This window comes from Bartonella sp. AP36NXGY (assembly GCF_042195865.1).
GTDB lineage: Bacteria > Pseudomonadota > Alphaproteobacteria > Rhizobiales > Rhizobiaceae > Bartonella.
On sequence record NZ_JBHIPD010000002.1, the window covers coordinates 108,772 to 126,243 of the forward strand.

Annotated in this window: 15 protein-coding genes; 4 read left to right on the forward strand and 11 right to left on the reverse strand. The window is 37.6% G+C overall.

What is annotated here, in order from left to right; all coding sequences use genetic code 11:
• Positions 1-12: 12 nt before the first annotated feature.
• The 8 genes from era to rpoZ form a co-directional block, all read right to left on the reverse strand.
• Positions 13-918, reverse strand: a complete 906-nt coding sequence (gene era, locus ACFINX_RS01435; RefSeq protein WP_375612948.1) for a GTPase Era — start codon at positions 916-918, stop codon at positions 13-15.
• The gene (gene rnc, locus ACFINX_RS01440) at positions 911-1,618 is read right to left on the reverse strand and encodes a ribonuclease III (protein WP_375612949.1); all 708 of its coding nucleotides are present in this window, start codon (positions 1,616-1,618) and stop codon (positions 911-913) included. The genes era and rnc overlap by 8 nt, the downstream gene beginning before the upstream one ends.
• Positions 1,599-2,411 carry a signal peptidase I gene (gene lepB, locus ACFINX_RS01445; protein WP_375611213.1) on the reverse strand — a complete coding sequence of 271 codons (813 nt, stop codon included), beginning with the start codon at positions 2,409-2,411 and terminating at the stop codon, positions 1,599-1,601. Before lepB ends, rnc begins: the two co-directional genes overlap by 20 nt.
• A 79-nt stretch (positions 2,412-2,490) precedes the next feature.
• Positions 2,491-2,892 carry a holo-ACP synthase gene (gene acpS / locus ACFINX_RS01450; RefSeq protein WP_375634162.1) on the reverse strand — a complete coding sequence of 134 codons (402 nt, stop codon included), beginning with the start codon at positions 2,890-2,892 and terminating at the stop codon, positions 2,491-2,493.
• A gap of 26 nt (positions 2,893-2,918) precedes the next feature.
• The gene (locus ACFINX_RS01455; protein WP_375610146.1) at positions 2,919-3,527 is read right to left on the reverse strand and encodes a DUF2062 domain-containing protein; all 609 of its coding nucleotides are present in this window, start codon (positions 3,525-3,527) and stop codon (positions 2,919-2,921) included.
• Between the two features lie 93 nt (positions 3,528-3,620).
• Positions 3,621-4,199 (reverse strand): orotate phosphoribosyltransferase, encoded by a 579-nt coding sequence (gene pyrE, locus ACFINX_RS01460; RefSeq protein WP_375629334.1) that lies wholly within the window; start codon positions 4,197-4,199, stop codon positions 3,621-3,623.
• Between the two features lie 16 nt (positions 4,200-4,215).
• Positions 4,216-6,441: a RelA/SpoT family protein gene (locus ACFINX_RS01465; RefSeq protein ID WP_375654947.1), complete on the reverse strand. Its 2,226-nt coding sequence runs from the start codon at positions 6,439-6,441 to the stop codon at positions 4,216-4,218.
• Positions 6,442-6,569: 128 nt separating this feature from the next.
• Entirely contained in the window at positions 6,570-6,968 is a 399-nt protein-coding gene (gene rpoZ / locus ACFINX_RS01470; protein WP_273791104.1) for a DNA-directed RNA polymerase subunit omega, read from the reverse strand.
• Positions 6,969-7,538: 570 nt separating this feature from the next.
• On the opposite strand from rpoZ, the gene ACFINX_RS01475 reads away from it, so the two are divergent.
• Positions 7,539-8,207, forward strand: a complete 669-nt coding sequence (locus tag ACFINX_RS01475; protein WP_375613048.1) for a uracil-DNA glycosylase — start codon at positions 7,539-7,541, stop codon at positions 8,205-8,207.
• 48 nt (positions 8,208-8,255) lie between these two features.
• On the opposite strand, the gene smpB is transcribed toward ACFINX_RS01475, so the two are convergent.
• Both smpB and dapA read right to left on the reverse strand, forming a co-directional pair.
• Complete coding sequence (gene smpB / locus ACFINX_RS01480) at positions 8,256-8,732, reverse strand: SsrA-binding protein SmpB (RefSeq protein WP_012231306.1); 477 nt, start codon at positions 8,730-8,732, stop codon at positions 8,256-8,258.
• 18 nt (positions 8,733-8,750) lie between these two features.
• Positions 8,751-9,635, reverse strand: a complete 885-nt coding sequence (gene dapA / locus ACFINX_RS01485; protein WP_375612952.1) for a 4-hydroxy-tetrahydrodipicolinate synthase — start codon at positions 9,633-9,635, stop codon at positions 8,751-8,753.
• A gap of 250 nt (positions 9,636-9,885) precedes the next feature.
• Between dapA and ACFINX_RS01490 the strand changes: the two genes are divergently transcribed.
• The gene (locus tag ACFINX_RS01490) at positions 9,886-11,976 is read left to right on the forward strand and encodes a lytic transglycosylase domain-containing protein (RefSeq protein WP_375668207.1); all 2,091 of its coding nucleotides are present in this window, start codon (positions 9,886-9,888) and stop codon (positions 11,974-11,976) included.
• Positions 11,977-12,952: 976 nt separating this feature from the next.
• Here the strand turns inward: ACFINX_RS01490 and ACFINX_RS01495 are convergent.
• Positions 12,953-13,723 (reverse strand): energy transducer TonB, encoded by a 771-nt coding sequence (locus ACFINX_RS01495; RefSeq protein ID WP_375668234.1) that lies wholly within the window; start codon positions 13,721-13,723, stop codon positions 12,953-12,955.
• Between the two features lie 242 nt (positions 13,724-13,965).
• Between ACFINX_RS01495 and ACFINX_RS01500 the strand changes: the two genes are divergently transcribed.
• Both ACFINX_RS01500 and ACFINX_RS01505 read left to right on the forward strand, forming a co-directional pair.
• Positions 13,966-16,143 (forward strand): TonB-dependent hemoglobin/transferrin/lactoferrin family receptor, encoded by a 2,178-nt coding sequence (locus tag ACFINX_RS01500; RefSeq protein ID WP_375668208.1) that lies wholly within the window; start codon positions 13,966-13,968, stop codon positions 16,141-16,143.
• A 263-nt stretch (positions 16,144-16,406) separates the two neighbouring features.
• Positions 16,407-17,450 carry a hemin-degrading factor gene (locus ACFINX_RS01505; RefSeq protein ID WP_375611207.1) on the forward strand — a complete coding sequence of 348 codons (1,044 nt, stop codon included), beginning with the start codon at positions 16,407-16,409 and terminating at the stop codon, positions 17,448-17,450.
• Positions 17,451-17,472: the final 22 nt, after the last annotated feature.

A 17,472-nucleotide genomic window follows, 5' to 3' on the forward strand; every position in this document is an offset into this window, starting at 1 on the left:
TTTTTAAAAATCTTATTTTAAAAAATCCAATCCCATTTCACGATAACGTTCTGGATCGGTATCCCAATTATCGCGCACTTTCACAAAGAGAAAAAGATGCACCTTTTGATCCATAATTTCCATGAGTTCTTTACGTGCTGCTTGACCAATCGCTTTAATTGTATCTCCTTTTGCTCCTAAGACAATTTTTTTCTGACTCTCACGCTCGACATAAATAACTTGATTAATTTTAACGGAACCATCTGAACGCTCTTCCCAGTTTTCTGTTTCAACCGTTGAGGAATAAGGAAGTTCATCATGAAGACGAAGAAAAAGTTTTTCACGCGTAATTTCAGCAGCAAGATGACGCATAGGCATATCAGAAATTTGATCTTCCGGATAATACCATGGCCCTTCCTGCATCATGTTACTCAACGCATGAAGTAAATCCTTGCAACCAGAACCGTTTAGAGCAGAAATCATAAATGTTTGCGCAAACTTTACACGTTCATTTATTTTAGTGGTTAACGCTAGAAGAGATGATTTAACAACTGTATCAACCTTATTAAGAACAAGAACTTTTTCTTGTTTCATATTGTTTACAATATCTAACATCATATCAACTTCATCCGAAAGACCACTTTGAGCGTCAATTAAAACGAGTAGAACATCAGCGCTCTTAGCCCCTCCCCAAGCAGCAGAGACCATGGCTCGTTCTAAGCGCTTATGGGGACGAAAAACACCCGGTGTATCAACCAACACAATTTGCACATCATCATGAATGACAATACCGCGGATTAAAGTTCGTGTTGTTTGTACCTTATGTGTTACAATTGAAACCTTTGTTCCAACCAATTGATTAACCAATGTCGATTTACCGGCATTAGGCATCCCAATAAGCACAACAAACCCAGAACGCTTTTTCATAACGTCACTCATGATCATTTTTTCCTACTGTTTTCCATACACCCTCTCGTCGCAAAATTTTTTCAGCTGCCATTCTTTCAGCATATCTTTTGGAGCTTCCCTGCCCAATCTCTGAAGCAAACCCAGAAATACTGACCTCTACCATAAAAACAGGATCGTGATCTGGACCTGAACGTTTTATAACCTGATAATGTGGTTGTGCATTGCCTTGGATATGCGCCCATTCCTGTAATTCTGTCTTGGCATCACGTCGACCAGCATCCATTTTCTTTGCCCGACTTTGCCAATATTTTTGAATAAAAGGGCGAACGCTTTCCAATCCTCCATCGAGATATATTACGGCAATCAAAGCTTCCACGACATCTGCATGCATGTTGATAAGTCGACGCCCCTCAAAATTTTTCATCTCAAAACCAACACGGATCATATCAGGAAGTCTCATTTCACGCGCAATATCAGCACATGTCTGTGCATTGACCAGATGATTTAAACGGACTGATAATTCACCTTCACTTGCCTGAGGAAAAAGTTGATACAGCATCTCTGCAATCAAAAGCCCTAAAACCCGATCCCCTAGAAACTCTAGTCGTTCATAATTCCCCTGTTCCGAATCTTGTACACTCGAGTGTGTTAATGCCTTCTTTAACCTCTCTTCATCTTTAAAACGATGCCCCGTCAGCTTGAAAAGCTGATCAATCATGAGACGTTTCATCGTTGTTTCCTTGCTTGATAAGCGGCAAATCATGAACCGTATTTATGAAAGAAAACAAACGTTTCCAACGCACATCAAATGGCCAGCGCCAAATCTGCCAAGCACTTGAACCATTACTGATAGAAAAGAAAATCACGCTCGCGCGACCAATAAGATTTTCTTCTGGAACATAGCCTACATCTAAACGACTATCATCTGAATTGTCGCGGTTATCTCCCATCATAAAGTAATGTCCTTGAGGAACTTCAAAGACTTCTGTATCATCAACTTTCGGGATGAAAGCTAAATCAAGTGTATCATAACTGACACCGTTAGGCATTGTCTCGCGATAAACCTCAACAGGATAGTTAACCTCTGTTATATCAGAATTATCAATCTCCCCCATAAAGTGACGTGAAACAGCCTCATCATTAATATAAAGGACACTTTGACGGACTTGTATACGATCACCTGGTAGCCCAACAACGCGTTTTATATAATCAATCTTCGGATTACTTGGTAAGCGAAAAACGACCACATCTCCACGTTGAGGTTGAGATGCCCAAATCCGTCCAGAAAAAAGAGGAGGAGAAAAGGGGATGGAAAAACGAGAATACCCATACGCATACTTAGAAACAAACAGATAATCTCCCACCAACAAAGTAGGACGCATTGAACCGGAAGGAATACTAAACGGCTGGAAAAAAAGTGTCCGAATAAACGCTGCTAAAAGCAAAGCCTGTATTAAAACAGAAATAAATTCACGAAGCCCACCTTTTTTTTCTTTTTTATGCACTTTATCTTTTTGGATCATCACCAACTGCCTTCTCATCACAGATATAATTTTTTTCATCATAATATTCAAATAACAAAAGCACAATCTCTCATGCCATCTATCCACGTGGAAGTGCTTCGATAATAATAAATGCCTGTGCCCAAGGAAAATCATCTGTTATACTAAGATGAATAACTGCATCATGATGAGGAGGTAATAACTTTTGAAGTTGTATTTGCGCACGATTTGTTAATTGCATTATTGGTTTACCAGACGGCAAATTAACTACCCCCATGTCTTTCCAATTGATACCACAAGCGATTCCCGTTCCTAAGGCTTTAGCACATGCTTCTTTAGCAGCAAATCTTTTTGCATAGGACGAGGAGCTTTTTTTGAGATTTTCAGATCTATTTCTTTCAATATCCGTAAAAATACGTTGGATAAAACGCTCACCATAACGAACCAACATTTTCTCAATACGTCGTATATCAACCAGATCATTTCCAAGACCAATAATCATAAGATATTACCCGATCTTTCTTAAATTTATTTCTGTTTTAATACAGGCGATGAGCGCTTCTTTAAACGCCTTTTTTTTATAATCTTTTGATATCGCTTTTGTTTAAAACGAACCGTTGCTCTGTAAACACCTATATAAGATAAACCACCAAAAACAATACCTAAAAGAGTTCCCCCTAAAATCATAGGACTCATAATTGTGTCCCATGCGCCTTTAAAGAGGAGAGAGAGATTTGACAATGTCAAACCATTAAATAGAGCACGAATTTGCGAAAGAGAAATCTCTTTGACATCGCTAAAAAGTGATAAACAAAAATACCCTACTTTATAATCAGCCATGACAATCAATAAAAATGTGAGTGGATTAGAAAAAATTGTCCCAATGATTGCGGCAGCAAAGTTTGCACGCAAAAGCCAAGAAAAAAATATTGCCAAAATAATATGCAGCCCAAAGAAAGGGGAACAAGCTAAAAAAACGCCAACAGCAACCCCTAATGCTACTTCATGCGGTGTTGCTGATATACGCAAAATACGTTTATGTATGTAGCAAAATGAGCGAGAAAATGAACGACGTGGCCATAACCAAAGTCGAATACGCGTTACAAAATCTATTGGTTCTCGACGACGAAAAAGCATATGACTCTCAATATACATCTTTTGATGATGAAATAATCTATATCATCCAAATTAATCTTTTTAAGCTTTTGCACAAAAAAAATAGAACGACAATTAAATATTTCGACTGCCTGGTTTAATCGCGGGAAGAACAGAAAGCTCTGCAGGAAGTGCATCACTAGCATAAGAGGTTATCTCGTATTCAGCAAGCGCAATCAATGGAACTCCAACATTGACCTTACCACCAGAACGATCAAGGATACATGCACTGGCCAACACCTCTGCTCCTGCTGCAACAAGCGCTTCAACAGTCTCACGAATGGAAAGACCCGTTGTTACAATATCTTCAACAATAACAACCCGTGCACCCTTCTTGATTTCAAAACGACGCAATTCAAAGATGCCATTTATACGCTCTACCCAAAGAGAAGGAACACCAAGGTGACGTGAAGTTTCATAGGAAGGAATAAGACCGCCAATTGCGGGACCAACAACATAGTCAATTTTTCCCTCGATAGATTTTTTGATTTTTTCAGCCAATCCACGACATAACTTTTCCGTCAAGTCAGCATGCATGAATACTTTCGCTTTTTGCATATAAGTCGCACTATGGCGCCCCGATGTTAAAATAAAATGCCCTTCTAGAATAGCATCTGCTTGTTTAAAAATATCAATGACATCTTGTGTATTCATTGCAAAATCTTTCTTTTTATCCATGAACCCGCCGTACTGTACTTACTGAACCTGCCTTTTTTAACTGAGAAAAAATACGATTCAAATGTTTTAAATCCCACACTTCCAAATCAATCATAATTTCTGTAAAATCTGGTGCTGTACGGATAAAAGATAAATTTTGGATATTGGCATCGTTAGCAGAAATTATTTGTGTAATTTCAGCCAAAGAACCAGGACTATTTACAACTAAAATATTCATCCGTGCAGGAAAACGTTCATTCATTTGGGCATCAATATCCCAGCGGACATCAATCCATCGTTCTGGCTGATCATCATACGCCATCAAAGCTGAAGACTGTATTGGATAAATAACAATCCCAGCTCCTGGCTGCATAATACCAACAATCCGATCTCCAGGTACTGCTCCTTCCGGTGAAAAACGTACGGGTATATCTCCACGGGTTCCTCTAATAGGCAAGGCTTTAGATTGATGATTCTCGACCATTGCATTCTTTTCATTTTCTGGAACTTTAAAAATCATACCTTGAGCATTTTCAATATTAAACCAACCTTCTTCCCCAGGCTTAAAAGATGACTTTTGTACCACACGGTGATCTTGATAATCAGGATAAACCGCTTTAATCACATCAGCGGAAAACAGCTCTCCACGCCCAACAGCAGCCAATACATCCTCTACATCTTTACGTGCTAAACGTGGCAAAACTTTCTTCAAAAGGTCTTTTGAAAATTGCTTTCCCATATATTCAAATGAACGCTCGAGAATACGATATCCTAAACCCGAATATTGTTTACGTACCGCTGCACGACTTGCTCGTCGAATAGCTGAACGTGCTTTACCCGTGACAACAAGAAATTCCCATGCTGCTGGCGGAATTTGAGCGTGTGAGCGAATAATATCAACCTCATCACCATTTTTTAATTTGGTCATTAAAGGCATAATACGACCATTGATTTTTACACCAACACAAGAATCACCGATGTCTGTATGGACGGCATAAGCAAAATCAATAGGCGTAGCTCCTTTAGGAAAAGCAATTAATCGACCTTTCGGCGTAAAACAAAAAACTTGGTCTTGAAAAAGCTCAAGTTTTGTATGTTCTAAAAACTCTTCTGGATTATCTCCATCAGACAAAGATTGTATCGTTTGACGCAACCATGCATAGGCATTCGTTTCACTTGATAACTTCACAGTCGAATAATTGGAACCGTGCTCTTTATATATGGAATGAGCAGCAACCCCATATTCAGCAACTTCATCCATAGCAGCCGTTCTAATTTGCAACTCAACACGTTGTCTTGAAGGACCAACAATTGTTGTATGAATAGAACGATAATCATTTTGCTTTGGTATAGAGATATAATCTTTAAAACGACCAGGAACCATTGGCCATGTCGTATGAATGACACCAAGAGCACGATAACAATCATTCACGGACTCAACAATCACACGAAATCCAAAAATATCCGATAATTGTTCAAAAGATAATGCTTTACTTTCCATTTTGCGAAAAACTGAATAAGATTTTTTCTGACGGCTTTTAACATCTGCTTTAATGCCATGCTCGAAAAAAAGTTTTGTCAATTCATTTTCAATTGTGGAAAGCAAATCACGGTTGTGTTTCAATAATTCAGAAAGTCGATTGGTAATCGTACGATAACCTTCTGGATTTAAATAAAAGAAAGAGAGATCCTCTAATTCCTCACGCATATCCTGCATACCCATACGACCTGCAAGTGGCGCATAGATATCCATCGTCTCCTCAGCAATTCGCCGACGTTTATCATCACGCATAACACCAAGGGTACGCATATTATGAAGACGATCAGCAAGTTTGACTAAAAGAACACGAACATCATCAGAAATAGCAATAAGAAGTTTACGAAGATTTTCTGCTTGTACGGCTTTCTTTGATACAAGATCAAGCTTATTAAGCTTTGTAAGCCCTTCAACCAACTTCCCAATTTCAGAACCAAAAAGCTGATCAATTTCTGCTCGTGTAGCGCTTGTATCTTCAATTGTATCATGCAAAAGAGCAACAGCAATCGTTGCCTCGTCCAACCGCATATCTGTCAAAATAGCAGCAACTTCTAAAGGATGAGAAAAATAAAGATCACCTGACGCACGCTTTTGATGTGCATGCTTTTTCATTGCATAATCATAGGCCCTGTTTAAAAGAGCCTCATCTACGTCAGACTTGTAACGTTGAACACGTCCAACAAGCTCACACTGACGCATCATACGAGCATATCCTTTATCTTTTCACACCTCTAATCTTTATTGAACATGTCCTATCAATAAAAGACAAGAAAAATAATTGCTCCTTACATGACAAGGTATCTTTACTCCTGTAACATAAATTGCTGCAATTAATAATCGTCACTTTTTTCTGGAACAACCAAACCTTCAATACCCGCTAAAAGCTCTTCTTCTGACATATGATCAAATGAAGTACCTTCTTCTTGCGACGACGTATTAAAAACACTTTCAGCTTCACCTGAATGGGTAATAAATTCACTTGCCATTTCTGGCTCATCTACTTCCACATGCTTTTGCAACGAATGAATAAGGTCTTCCTTTAAATCAGCAGGCGACAATGTTTCTTCTGCTATTTCACGCAAAGCAACAACTGGATTTTTATCATTATCACGATCAACCGTAATCTGCGCTCCTTGTGAAATCTGACGCGCCCGATGACCTGCTAAAAGTACCAATTCAAAGCGGTTGTCAACTTTATCAATACAATCTTCTACCGTTACGCGGGCCATTTATGCCTCTTTCTCAAATAAAAAAATTTAATAGCGGATAGAGGAGTATATACAATAATCAAAATAAAACACAAGAAAAACAACACAAACTTTTATATTTTTTGATTAAAGAACTTATTTAAAAAAATTCTTGGAAAATTTATAAAAATGTATAACCTATTCATGCTTGTTATCAAAATTTCTTTTAAAAGCATTCCAATAGATTGACTTCAAACAAAGGGAGGTCTTTCTTGACAAAATACTTGTCTGGAGTCCTTATCCTTTTAAAAGGAATACCTGCTGTTTAAACCCTTTGCAATAACAGCAGCCTTATACATACTTTTTATGATAATATCTTTATCTAAAGAGAAAACTTTTTTCTTTGAACATCATGTGTATCGCACTCTTATTCATCGAATAAATTACTGAAAGATGATCTCTCTTTACACAATAATGAGCAATAAGTTTATATTAAACTTTCTTCTAAAAAAGTTTATTTATATTCATTATAGATTGTTTATCAAAACATAACCCGTCATATACGCTATATAAAGACTCAAAAAAATAGAAAAACGATTGATGCCTAACACCATGAATAGCCAATTAACATCACTTTGCCCAGAACCACCCCAAAATTGCAATTTATGTCCTAGGCTTCATCAATTTATCGCTGGCTGGCGTGTAAAAGAACCAAGTTGGTATAACGCACCGGTGCGCCCATTCTTTCCTTATAAAGGGCCAGATACAACACGCCTTCTTATTGTTGGGCTTGCTCCTGGATTACGCGGAGCAAATCGAACTGGACGTCCATTTACTGGTGATTATGCTGGGCACTTACTTTATTCAACTTTAAAAAAGTTTGGTTTTGCCCAAGGAACCTTTGAAGAAAGAGCAGACGATACTCTTGAACTTATTGATGCAGCAATTGTTAACTCTGTTCGTTGTGTTCCACCAGAAAATAAACCCACCGGTGCAGAAATTAACACGTGCCGCTATTTCTTCTCACCTCTTTTAACAAATCTTCCCAAACTTAAAGCCGTTATTACCTTAGGCACCATTGCGCACTATTCAACGATACGTGCCCTTAATGCAAAAGTTTTATCTCACCCTTTTGGACACGGTGAAATCAATAACATCGGCAGATTACGCATCTTTTCGAGCTATCACTGTTCTCGTTATAATACAAATACTGGGCGCTTGACAGACGCCATGTTTCACCAAATCTTTCAAGCAGCAAAAACATACTTAGATCAATGCTAAAACTGTTTTAAAAAGTGCTATAAATAAAGAATATCGAAATTGCATCCATCATCCATATCTTTTTAAAAGTCTTGCTTTTTCACGTCCCCAATCACGTTTTTTTTCCGTTTCGCGCTTATCATGAAGCTTTTTCCCCCGCGCTAGAGCGATCTCCAACTTAACGCGCCCTCGTTCATTAAAATAAAGTTTGAGAGGAACAAGTGTCATTCCTTCACGAGACGTTGCATTAAAAAAACGTGCCATCTCACGTTTTGAAAGTAATAATTTGCGCAAACGTCGTGGTTCATGATTAAAACGATTAGCCTGCGTATATTCAGGAATATAGCTGTTTACTAACCATAATTCCCCATTCTCAAAACTCGCATAGCTTTCAGCAATATTGGCATGATTAGAACGTAAGGACTTCACTTCCGCTCCCTGAAGGACAAGACCAGCCTCGAGATTATTAAGGATTTCAAAATTAAAACGTGCTTTACGATTGTCAGCAATTATTTTCCGTACGGGCGCGTTCTTTTTTTTATTCATGGCTTTGTCAATATCATTTTATGCTTTTAAAAGACCAGCATGACTGAGGGCTGCATCAATAATCTTCTTTGTTCTTTCTGTTAATGGAACAATAGGAGAACGCACAGTATCACCACAAAATCCTAATTTTGCAGCAGCATATTTAATACCTGCTGGACTAGGTTCAATAAACACAGCACGATTAAGAGGCATCAAGCGATCATTTAATTCTCGTGCTGTTTTATAATCACCACGAAAACAAGCGGCTTGAAGTTCAGCACAAAGCTTTGGAGCAACATTGGAGGAAACTGAAATACACCCCATACCTCCATGTGCATTAAAACCTAACGCCGTACAATCATCACCGGAAAGCTGTACAAAATCTTTTCCACACTTTTCACCTTGTTCACTAACACGCTCAATTCTGCTCGTTGCATCCTTAACACCAATGATATTGTTAAAATCTTGATAAAGGTCTTTCATCGTTTCTACAGCCATATCGATAATAGAACGACCAGGAATATTATAAATTATAATCGGAATAGAAACAGCTTTGGCAATGGAAGAAAAATGCTTGTATAAGCCAGATTGATTTGGTCTATTATAATAGGGAGTGACAACCAAAACTGCATCTGCACCAGCTTTTTGCGCGTATTGTGCAAGCTCTACAGCCTCGCTTGTGCTATTTGATCCCGCTCCAGCAACAACAGGAACACGCTTTGCAACCTGCTCAACACACAATTCTATAATCCGCTTATGTTCTTCATGACTTAACGTTGCTGATTCACCTGTTGTCCCAACAGGGCTTACACCGTTAATCCCTTGTGTGATCTGCCATTCAACAAAATCACAAAACGCCTTCTCATCAATCGCGCCCTTGTTATCAAACGGTGTGATAAGCGCAGTTATAGCTCCCTTGAGCATGATAAACTCCCTATAATGTTTGCTTTTATTTTTTTATAATCGCCTTTTATAAATTTTAAATAGAACATAATCTTGCTCTATCATTGAAGCAAGATGAATTTCAAAAAAAGCCCCCATAAGATGAAAATGTCCCTCCTTAAATGTTGAACATTTCTTTAAAATAAGCCGTCTATATTAACGCGTTTTTCATGCTTGTGTTCTATAAATCCTTAAGTTTTTACAAAAAGCAAGGTCTCAAGGTCTTTTCTCTATGCGTGTATTATCCACCTCTCTTTTCGTATCAACCTTTACTACACTTATACTGGCAATAAGAATTTTATTTTCAAGTGCATACGCGCAAACACCCCTTTTGCAAGGGAAAGTACCAATCCCTTTGGTTCGCCCTACTCCCTTTACCGCAAAAGAAGCTCAAGAATCTCTTCAACAGATACACACTACATCACACAATACTGCTACACTTCAGCAACTGAAAACTGGGCTAGATGCACTAGCAAACAACAATATTGCAAAAACAATAAATCTTCGTAATTCAATGGAAAAACATAGCCTTGATCGTCATATTTTGACATGGGCGCTGGGGGTGTCAAACCAAGCTAATATACCCAGTTCTGAAATATTTAATGCAATCAACAAGCTAAAAGGATGGCCCGGTATAGAAACGATGCAACGCAATGCTGAACGTGCTTTTCTTAACGAAACCAACGTCACACGCGCAATCATCCAAAAATTTTCTCATCACCCGCCCCAAACAGCACAAGGGATGGCTCTCTTCGCTAAAGCACTTATCGCAACGGGACAAACCACTCGTGCTCAACACGTTATTGCGCCATGGTGGCATAAAACACAGCTTAATGCAAAAGAAGAAGTATTTGTTCTTAAAAATGCAAACGCTGCATTAAAACCTATTGATCATTTGAGACGCATGCAGTTTATGCTCTATGCACATCGTTTTGATTCAGCAGCACGCGTTGCAAAATTAGCCCATGCTCAATCTCTTTTTAATGCTTTTGTGGCCGTTGAAAAAAATGATCCTAGAGCTACACAAAAATTAAAAGCTGTAGAGAGATCATGGCAAAAAGATCCTCTTTTTCAGTTTGCTCGAATACGCCATCTTCGACGAACAGAGCAATATGATGCAGCAGCAGCACTCATGATGAAAACATCAAAAGATGCATTCCGCCTTATGAACCCTCATTCATTGTGGAAAGAACAACGCGCCCTTTCTCGTGAAATGCTCGATTTAAACAAACCAAAAATTGCTTATCAACTTGTTGCAATGCACACTGGTATAACATCTGCATTAGCCGTCGATGCTGAGTTTCATGCAGGGTGGTATGCACTACGGTTTCTTCATAACCCTAAATTGGCAATGCAGCATTTTTCACGTATTCCTCAACTCTCTTCTTTACCTTTTTATGCATCACGTGGATATTACTGGATGGGACGAACAGCAGAAACGCTAGAAGAACATCAAAATGCCCAGCAATACTTTCATCGCGCAGCTCATTTTGGTGCAACTTACTATGGTCAATTAGCCGCTGCACGACTCAACCAAAAAAAGCTTAAAGTTTTCTTTCCCAAACCAACAACCGCTGAGCGACAACATTTTAGTGCACGAAAAGCGATCAAAGCAATTCAACGTCTTGAAGCAGCCGGCTATGCTGATTTTGCTAAAATTTTTTATAGAGAGCTCGGAAAAAAAATAGAAAGCCCCGGTGAATTAGCTCTTCTGGCTGTTATGGCAGAAAAAAATGGAGACTATTATACCAGCCTCAAAATTGGAAAAATGGCTGTTTTTCAGGGGAAAAATGTCGGTGCACTCTCTCATCCTCTGGGAGCTATACCAGCTTCTGCTAATATTTCTGTAGAAGAAAAATCGCTTATCTATGCCATTGCACGCCAAGAAAGCGAATTTAATCCAACAGCCATATCAAAAGCAGGTGCACAAGGTATACTCCAATTGCTTCCTACAACAGCAAAAGCACTGGCAAAAAAATACTCAATCGCATGGTCTCCTAAAAAATTTAGCAGTGATGCTCATTATAATGCAACATTAGGTGCTCATTTTCTCAATGAACAATTAGAACGTTTTAATGGATCCTATATACTAACTCTTATTGGCTATAATGCGGGTCCCCGTCGAGTCAATGAATGGATAAAACGTTATGGCGATCCTCGAGGTCAATCTCTCGATAACGTCATTGATTGGATTGAACGTATTCCTTATACAGAAACACGTAATTACGTGATGCGTGTCATGGAAAATTATGGTGTCTACAAAGCAAGACTCACTGGGAAAATAGATATAAAAACCGACTTGCTTTCTGGTCGACGGAAATAATATGCCTTAACTTCCCAAATAGCATTTGAAAGCGTTGATAAGAAGTGTTTTTATTCCTTTTTAAATAGTACCATACCCACTTTCTTAGGACGTATAAGAAAGTAATTTTAATTGATTCAGTATTAATAAATTCGAAATGATGAATTATCATTATAAATCAACAGGTAGTACAAATAATTCATTTCTTCTCAACATAGACGACAATATCATAGAGATTACAAATATAAGAGAAGAGTGAAACAAATAGCTCATCCTTTTACTGTTGCTTATTAGTCAATATTCAAATCTTGTGAAACAGCATCTTTTAAGACTATTTTTCCTGCTTATAACATTTCTATACCAAATAAGAGCACGTTATTATATATATCGTTTGGATTATCTCTGATAACAGAAAGACAGACTCATTGAGTTAGAAAGCCTTAAAGACAAACAATTCTCTTCTGCCCCTTCCCTTTCATTCGGTTCTACGACTTTGAAATATGTCAATATCTTTTAATGATGAAGATGAAACTTTGCTTTTTTTTCTCATTTTTACATATAAGCTCACATCCTTCACACAAAACAGAGCATCCCAAAATAGTATGTTTTTCTTATTTATAATTCCTCTTTTATTTTAATGTTTCTAAGTCCATTTCACAACGGTGTATCTGAAAAGTACTTACGAAAATCCTCTCACGAATGGTATAAAAATCGATTAGACACGATTAACCTTTAATTAATAAAAGCTATAGCTCTATCATCCCTTAACTCCCAATGTTGCAAAAGCCCTTTCATTTAGAGCACTCATAAGAAGTATATTCACTGCTTTTTAGAAGTTTTTTATCCATGCTCCTCCTCAACTTGTATCATAAGTAAGCGGATGGTTTTGATTGATTCAACATCAAAAAAATTCGAATAAATTATATTTGAACTTTCATTAAAATTATAAACAATCATTATAAATCAATATATTATAAGAAAGCGCCCCGCATAAAAATCAGCTAAATATTAGGGATACTCTAATTGTTTTATTCACTTTTGATGGTGGTGGTGGTGGAAAAGAACCAACGCGTCGAAGGGCTGCCATCGCTAATCGATCAAGTTCCGGGTCACCAGCAGAGACTACTACACGACTAGAAAAAATACTCCCCTGCTCATGCACCATAAATTCTAACTTCACCGTTCCTTTTGTACGATTGGTGCGCTGTCCCACAATATAATTTTTTTGTCTTTCTAATTGTGACTGTACCTTTGCTAACCACTCCATTAACAACATATCTTCAAGCCCTGCTGTCCCGCCGCCCTTGTTGATGGAAGAAGAACGTACCGCCTTTGCATTGGAGCGCTTTACTACAGCCTTTGGCATCGGTATTGTTTTTTTGATAAACGCTTTATGCTCCACTTTTTGAGGTAGGGGTTCTTCCAAAGGCTTTAAGTCATCTTGTTCTACTATATGCTGAGGTTCTTCCGATTGAACTTCATCCACGGATTCCAATCCTTCTGACTCCTGCTCTAGGAGATCAGACTGTAATACTTCTTGCTCTGTATTAATATCCAACTCTCTATGAATATCTGGCAAGTCTGTATCAACATCCGGATATACAGTTTCTTGCATAAAAGTCAGCATAATCTCCGACGAGAGCAAACCATTACTTATACCAGTACTTTGAAAATAAAACTGTGCTGCCAATAATACATGCAAAAAGAAAGCCCCAATAAATGCACCAATCCAAAGAGTTAATAATTGTTTCGTATTTGCAAAAATCATCGTTTCTTCTGCCACTATTTTAAGCTTAATATTGGTGTTCAATCTCATTAAAACAGGCTATTTTGAAATTGCAACTTTTTTCTTGACTGATTTTGTCATGTTTAATATGGTCTTCTAATGATTTTGTGACGTTGTCAAAATCATTCCTACTTGGCTGGCAAGTTTTAATCAGTGAGTCCAGCCTTTTTGTATTAAAAAATTTCAAAACAGAGAGGGGATGTTTAAAAGGGTTATGATGTGTTATGCAAATAAGACGAAAAAATATCTATAAAAGCTGTGTAATTTTAAGTGCATTATCGGTCTGTATACCTTCATTTGTTTTTGCACAAAATAAAGATGGAAGTGCTGTCACTGAACTCAAACCAATCCTTATTAAAGGAAAAAAAATAGAAGATGTTTCAAATTCAATAACCATTCTGACTGATCGTAAGACCAACAAGAATATTGATGAAAGACAAATAACTGATGTTTATGATGTGAGTCGTCTTAATCCTTCCGTATCCTATAACTCAGAAAATAACAGTTTCGTTATTCGGGGTTTAGATGCAAACCGTGTTCTTATGACAATGGATGGTATTTCTCTTCCATGGTTTAATGATATATTCCGTGGTGGAGGTGGAAACACAACTTTTGATTTCAATGCTCTTTCTACGTTTGATACTATTCAAGGATCAGATTCTAGTCTTTATGGTTCTGGCGCCTTAGGGGGAATCATTGCGTTGCGTACCCTTGATCCTGAAGACCTGATCGTGGAAGAAAAGAATTGGGGAAGCCTTATAAAAGGTGGTTATAATTCTGTTGATAACAGCTGGCGCATCGATCAAGCTTTTGCTGTGCGTAATTACCAGACATTTTTACTTTTTCAAGGATCTTATGTAGAAGGTCATGAGCGCAAAAATATGGGAACAGTAGAAGGGTATGAGGAACGCACGCGCAAAAACCCTTCTCACTTTGATAAAAATAACTTGCTTTTTAAAATTCATCAATATTTGAGTGATAATCACCGCCTTGGTTTTACCGCAGAGCGTTTTGGTCATAATAGTAACACACATGAATTAAATTCGTCTAAAAGATACGCTCCAGGTTCCGTTTATGAGCAGGATAATAAACTTCGTGAGCGCTTTTCTCTTTCTTATAATTATAATGGTAATGGTGATGCAGTTCTTGATGCGTTTAATGGGCAGCTTTATTGGCAAAGGCAATCAAGTCGTTACGTTATGACAGGCGTTCGTGTTTCAGCTCCCAAAGGGGATTATTTGAGAGATAATTTCTTGCGTAATATCAATTATGGTTTCAATGCTGATGCCCTTAAAAAAGTGGATTTTGGCACTATAAACCATACGTTAAAGTTTGTAATGAATGTTTCGTCATCTAAATTTCATCACTATTTGTTAGGTAAAGACAATTGTCATATAAAAGAATACGCTCGGGGATGTCTTTTTGTTCCTGCTAATCGATCAGATTCACCAGACACAAATGGTTACAATTTAGGTTTTGTTTTTGAAGATGAAATTGGGTTGGTTGATGATCGTTTTCGTATAACACCAGGAATCCGGTATGATTGGTACAAATATGTTCCTCAGAAAACACCTTCTTATGAGAAAGCACTGATTTCTGATAAATTCCCTCCAGAAAGAAGTGGTTCACGCTTTTCTCCTAAATTACGCGTGGAGTGGGATGTTCGTAATCAAGTAACGCTCTATGCTCAGTGGGCACAGGCTTTTCGTGCACCACGTATTTCAGAACTTTACGTCTCTTATATCAAACCTTCTGCTTATTACGTGAAAGGGAATCCTGATCTTCAACCAGAAACAAGCAATGGGTATGATGTTGGTCTACGGTATGGAAATGTAAATTTCGGTGGTTCCTTCAATGCCTTTTTCAATCAATATAAGAATTTCATAGATACTGAGGATAGAGGGCCATCAGAGGAATTTAGATTTGCGCGTCGGCATTACATGAATCGTTTTCACGTGCAAATTTTTGGTGTTGAGACAAAAGCCCATTTAGTTCTTAAAAATGGTTTTCATAGCAATGTTGCTCTTGCTTATTCACAAGGAAAAGATCTTGATAAAAAGGAGTATCTTAACTCAATTCCTCCTTTGAAAGCAGTTATCGGATTAGGATATGCAAAAGAGGTTTGGGGAAGCGATATTATCCTTACTTTGGCAGCTAAACGTGACAAAGTAGCCGGAGAATCTGATTACCAAAAAATTCCAGGATATCATGTCGTTGATATGACAGGGTGGTGGAAACCATTCGGTGAAACGGGACCTATTCTAAGAGCCGGTGTTTATAATCTTTTCAATACAAAATATTGGAATGTATCTGAACTTCCTTCAGGTAAAAGTTCAACACCAAAAGATTATTATAGCCAGCCTGGTCGTAACTTTAAGGTGTCGTTTGTACAAAAGTTTTAGTCACTTCTGTTAATTATTCGGTCAATAAAATCGTATTGATAAAAGGATTAATTATTGTGTTTCTATTTTCAACATCTTTAAAATTACAAAGATTTGGTAGAAAAGTTTTAATTCTTTCTGTTTTATCGTTTTTTGATTGCTCAGCTGTTGGCGATAGAGTGTTATTTTGTGATAGATTGAACTCTTAAAAGAATTTAATTTATTGCCTTGGAATTGTAAAATTTGAAAGTTAGTTTTTGAGTTAAGTAACATAAGGTAAATTCATGGCACATACAGCTGAAATGATTCTTCGTTTGCGTGAAGAAAAAAAAGAAATGCGAAACCGCGATTTTGCGGTTTCGATTGGTATATCTGAAGCGGAGCTCATTGCGGCTTATTGTACCATTGGAAAAGCAAAAAGGCTACAAACTGATGTTGCTACTCTCTTGGAAAATGCACCTCGACTTGGAACCGTCATGGTCTTAACTCGCAATGAATATGCTGTTCACGAAATAACGGGACGCTTTGAAAAAATTGTTCAAAACGAACATATTCCTATCACACTTGGTGAAATTGATTTGCGTATTTTTACAAAACAATGGAAGTTCGGTTTTGAATATGATGTCGTTATTCTTGGAAAACCTACAAAAAGTCTGCAATTCTTTGATCAACATGGCGTTGCTATTTTAAAGGTCTATTCTAAAGATATGACAAATATGGAAGAGTGGAATAAACTTGTTGAAAAGCTCCTTCTTGAAGATCAGTCTCCTGTTCTTAACATTCTTCCCGTTTCTCTCCCAGCCCAATGTGACATAACAGAATTGGATATTGAGAGTTTTCGGGATCGTTGGCGGAAAATGACAGATGTACACCAACTTCACAAAATTATTTCCGAATTTAAAATTAATCGACATCATGCTGTAAAATATGTTGGTAATGAATTTGCCGATGAATTACAGGTAAATGCTGTTGAAATAATGCTTAACCAAGTCGCACAACAAGAACTGCCAATCATGTGTTTTGTTGGGAATAAAGGGTGTATTCAAATTTTTAGTGGGACTGTAAAAAATATTAAGCAAATGGGACCTTGGCTTAATGTTCTTGATCCAAGATTTGACCTTCATTTACTCACGTCTGGGATTGCTAGAGTATGGCATGTTCGCAAACCTACCCGTGATGGTTATGTCAGTTCACTTGAAGTTTTCGATAAAGATGATGAGATGGTTATTCAATTTTTTGGCGTACGCAAGGAGGGTCAAAAAGAACGTGAAGATTGGCGTTCTTTATTGAATAGTTTGCCATCATGCCAAGAAAACAGCAGTAACTAAGATAAGATAAGATAAGGTTAGA

Coding starts and splice junctions, on each gene's coding strand:
- ACFINX_RS01455 (WP_375610146.1), bottom strand. CDS start 3,527: ATGCTTTTTCGTCGTCGAGAACCAATAGATTTTGTAACGCGTATTCGA.
- lepB (WP_375611213.1), bottom strand. CDS start 2,411: ATGATCCAAAAAGATAAAGTGCATAAAAAAGAAAAAAAAGGTGGGCTT.
- smpB (WP_012231306.1), bottom strand. CDS start 8,732: ATGAATAAAAAAAAGAACGCGCCCGTACGGAAAATAATTGCTGACAAT.
- ACFINX_RS01465 (WP_375654947.1), bottom strand. CDS start 6,441: ATGATGCGTCAGTGTGAGCTTGTTGGACGTGTTCAACGTTACAAGTCT.
- dapA (WP_375612952.1), bottom strand. CDS start 9,635: ATGCTCAAGGGAGCTATAACTGCGCTTATCACACCGTTTGATAACAAG.
- ACFINX_RS01500 (WP_375668208.1), top strand. CDS start 13,966: ATGCAAATAAGACGAAAAAATATCTATAAAAGCTGTGTAATTTTAAGT.
- ACFINX_RS01495 (WP_375668234.1), bottom strand. CDS start 13,723: ATGATTTTTGCAAATACGAAACAATTATTAACTCTTTGGATTGGTGCA.
- ACFINX_RS01505 (WP_375611207.1), top strand. CDS start 16,407: ATGGCACATACAGCTGAAATGATTCTTCGTTTGCGTGAAGAAAAAAAA.
- ACFINX_RS01475 (WP_375613048.1), top strand. CDS start 7,539: ATGAATAGCCAATTAACATCACTTTGCCCAGAACCACCCCAAAATTGC.
- ACFINX_RS01490 (WP_375668207.1), top strand. CDS start 9,886: ATGCGTGTATTATCCACCTCTCTTTTCGTATCAACCTTTACTACACTT.
- rpoZ (WP_273791104.1), bottom strand. CDS start 6,968: ATGGCCCGCGTAACGGTAGAAGATTGTATTGATAAAGTTGACAACCGC.
- acpS (WP_375634162.1), bottom strand. CDS start 2,892: ATGATTATTGGTCTTGGAAATGATCTGGTTGATATACGACGTATTGAG.
- pyrE (WP_375629334.1), bottom strand. CDS start 4,199: ATGAATACACAAGATGTCATTGATATTTTTAAACAAGCAGATGCTATT.
- era (WP_375612948.1), bottom strand. CDS start 918: ATGAGTGACGTTATGAAAAAGCGTTCTGGGTTTGTTGTGCTTATTGGG.
- rnc (WP_375612949.1), bottom strand. CDS start 1,618: ATGAAACGTCTCATGATTGATCAGCTTTTCAAGCTGACGGGGCATCGT.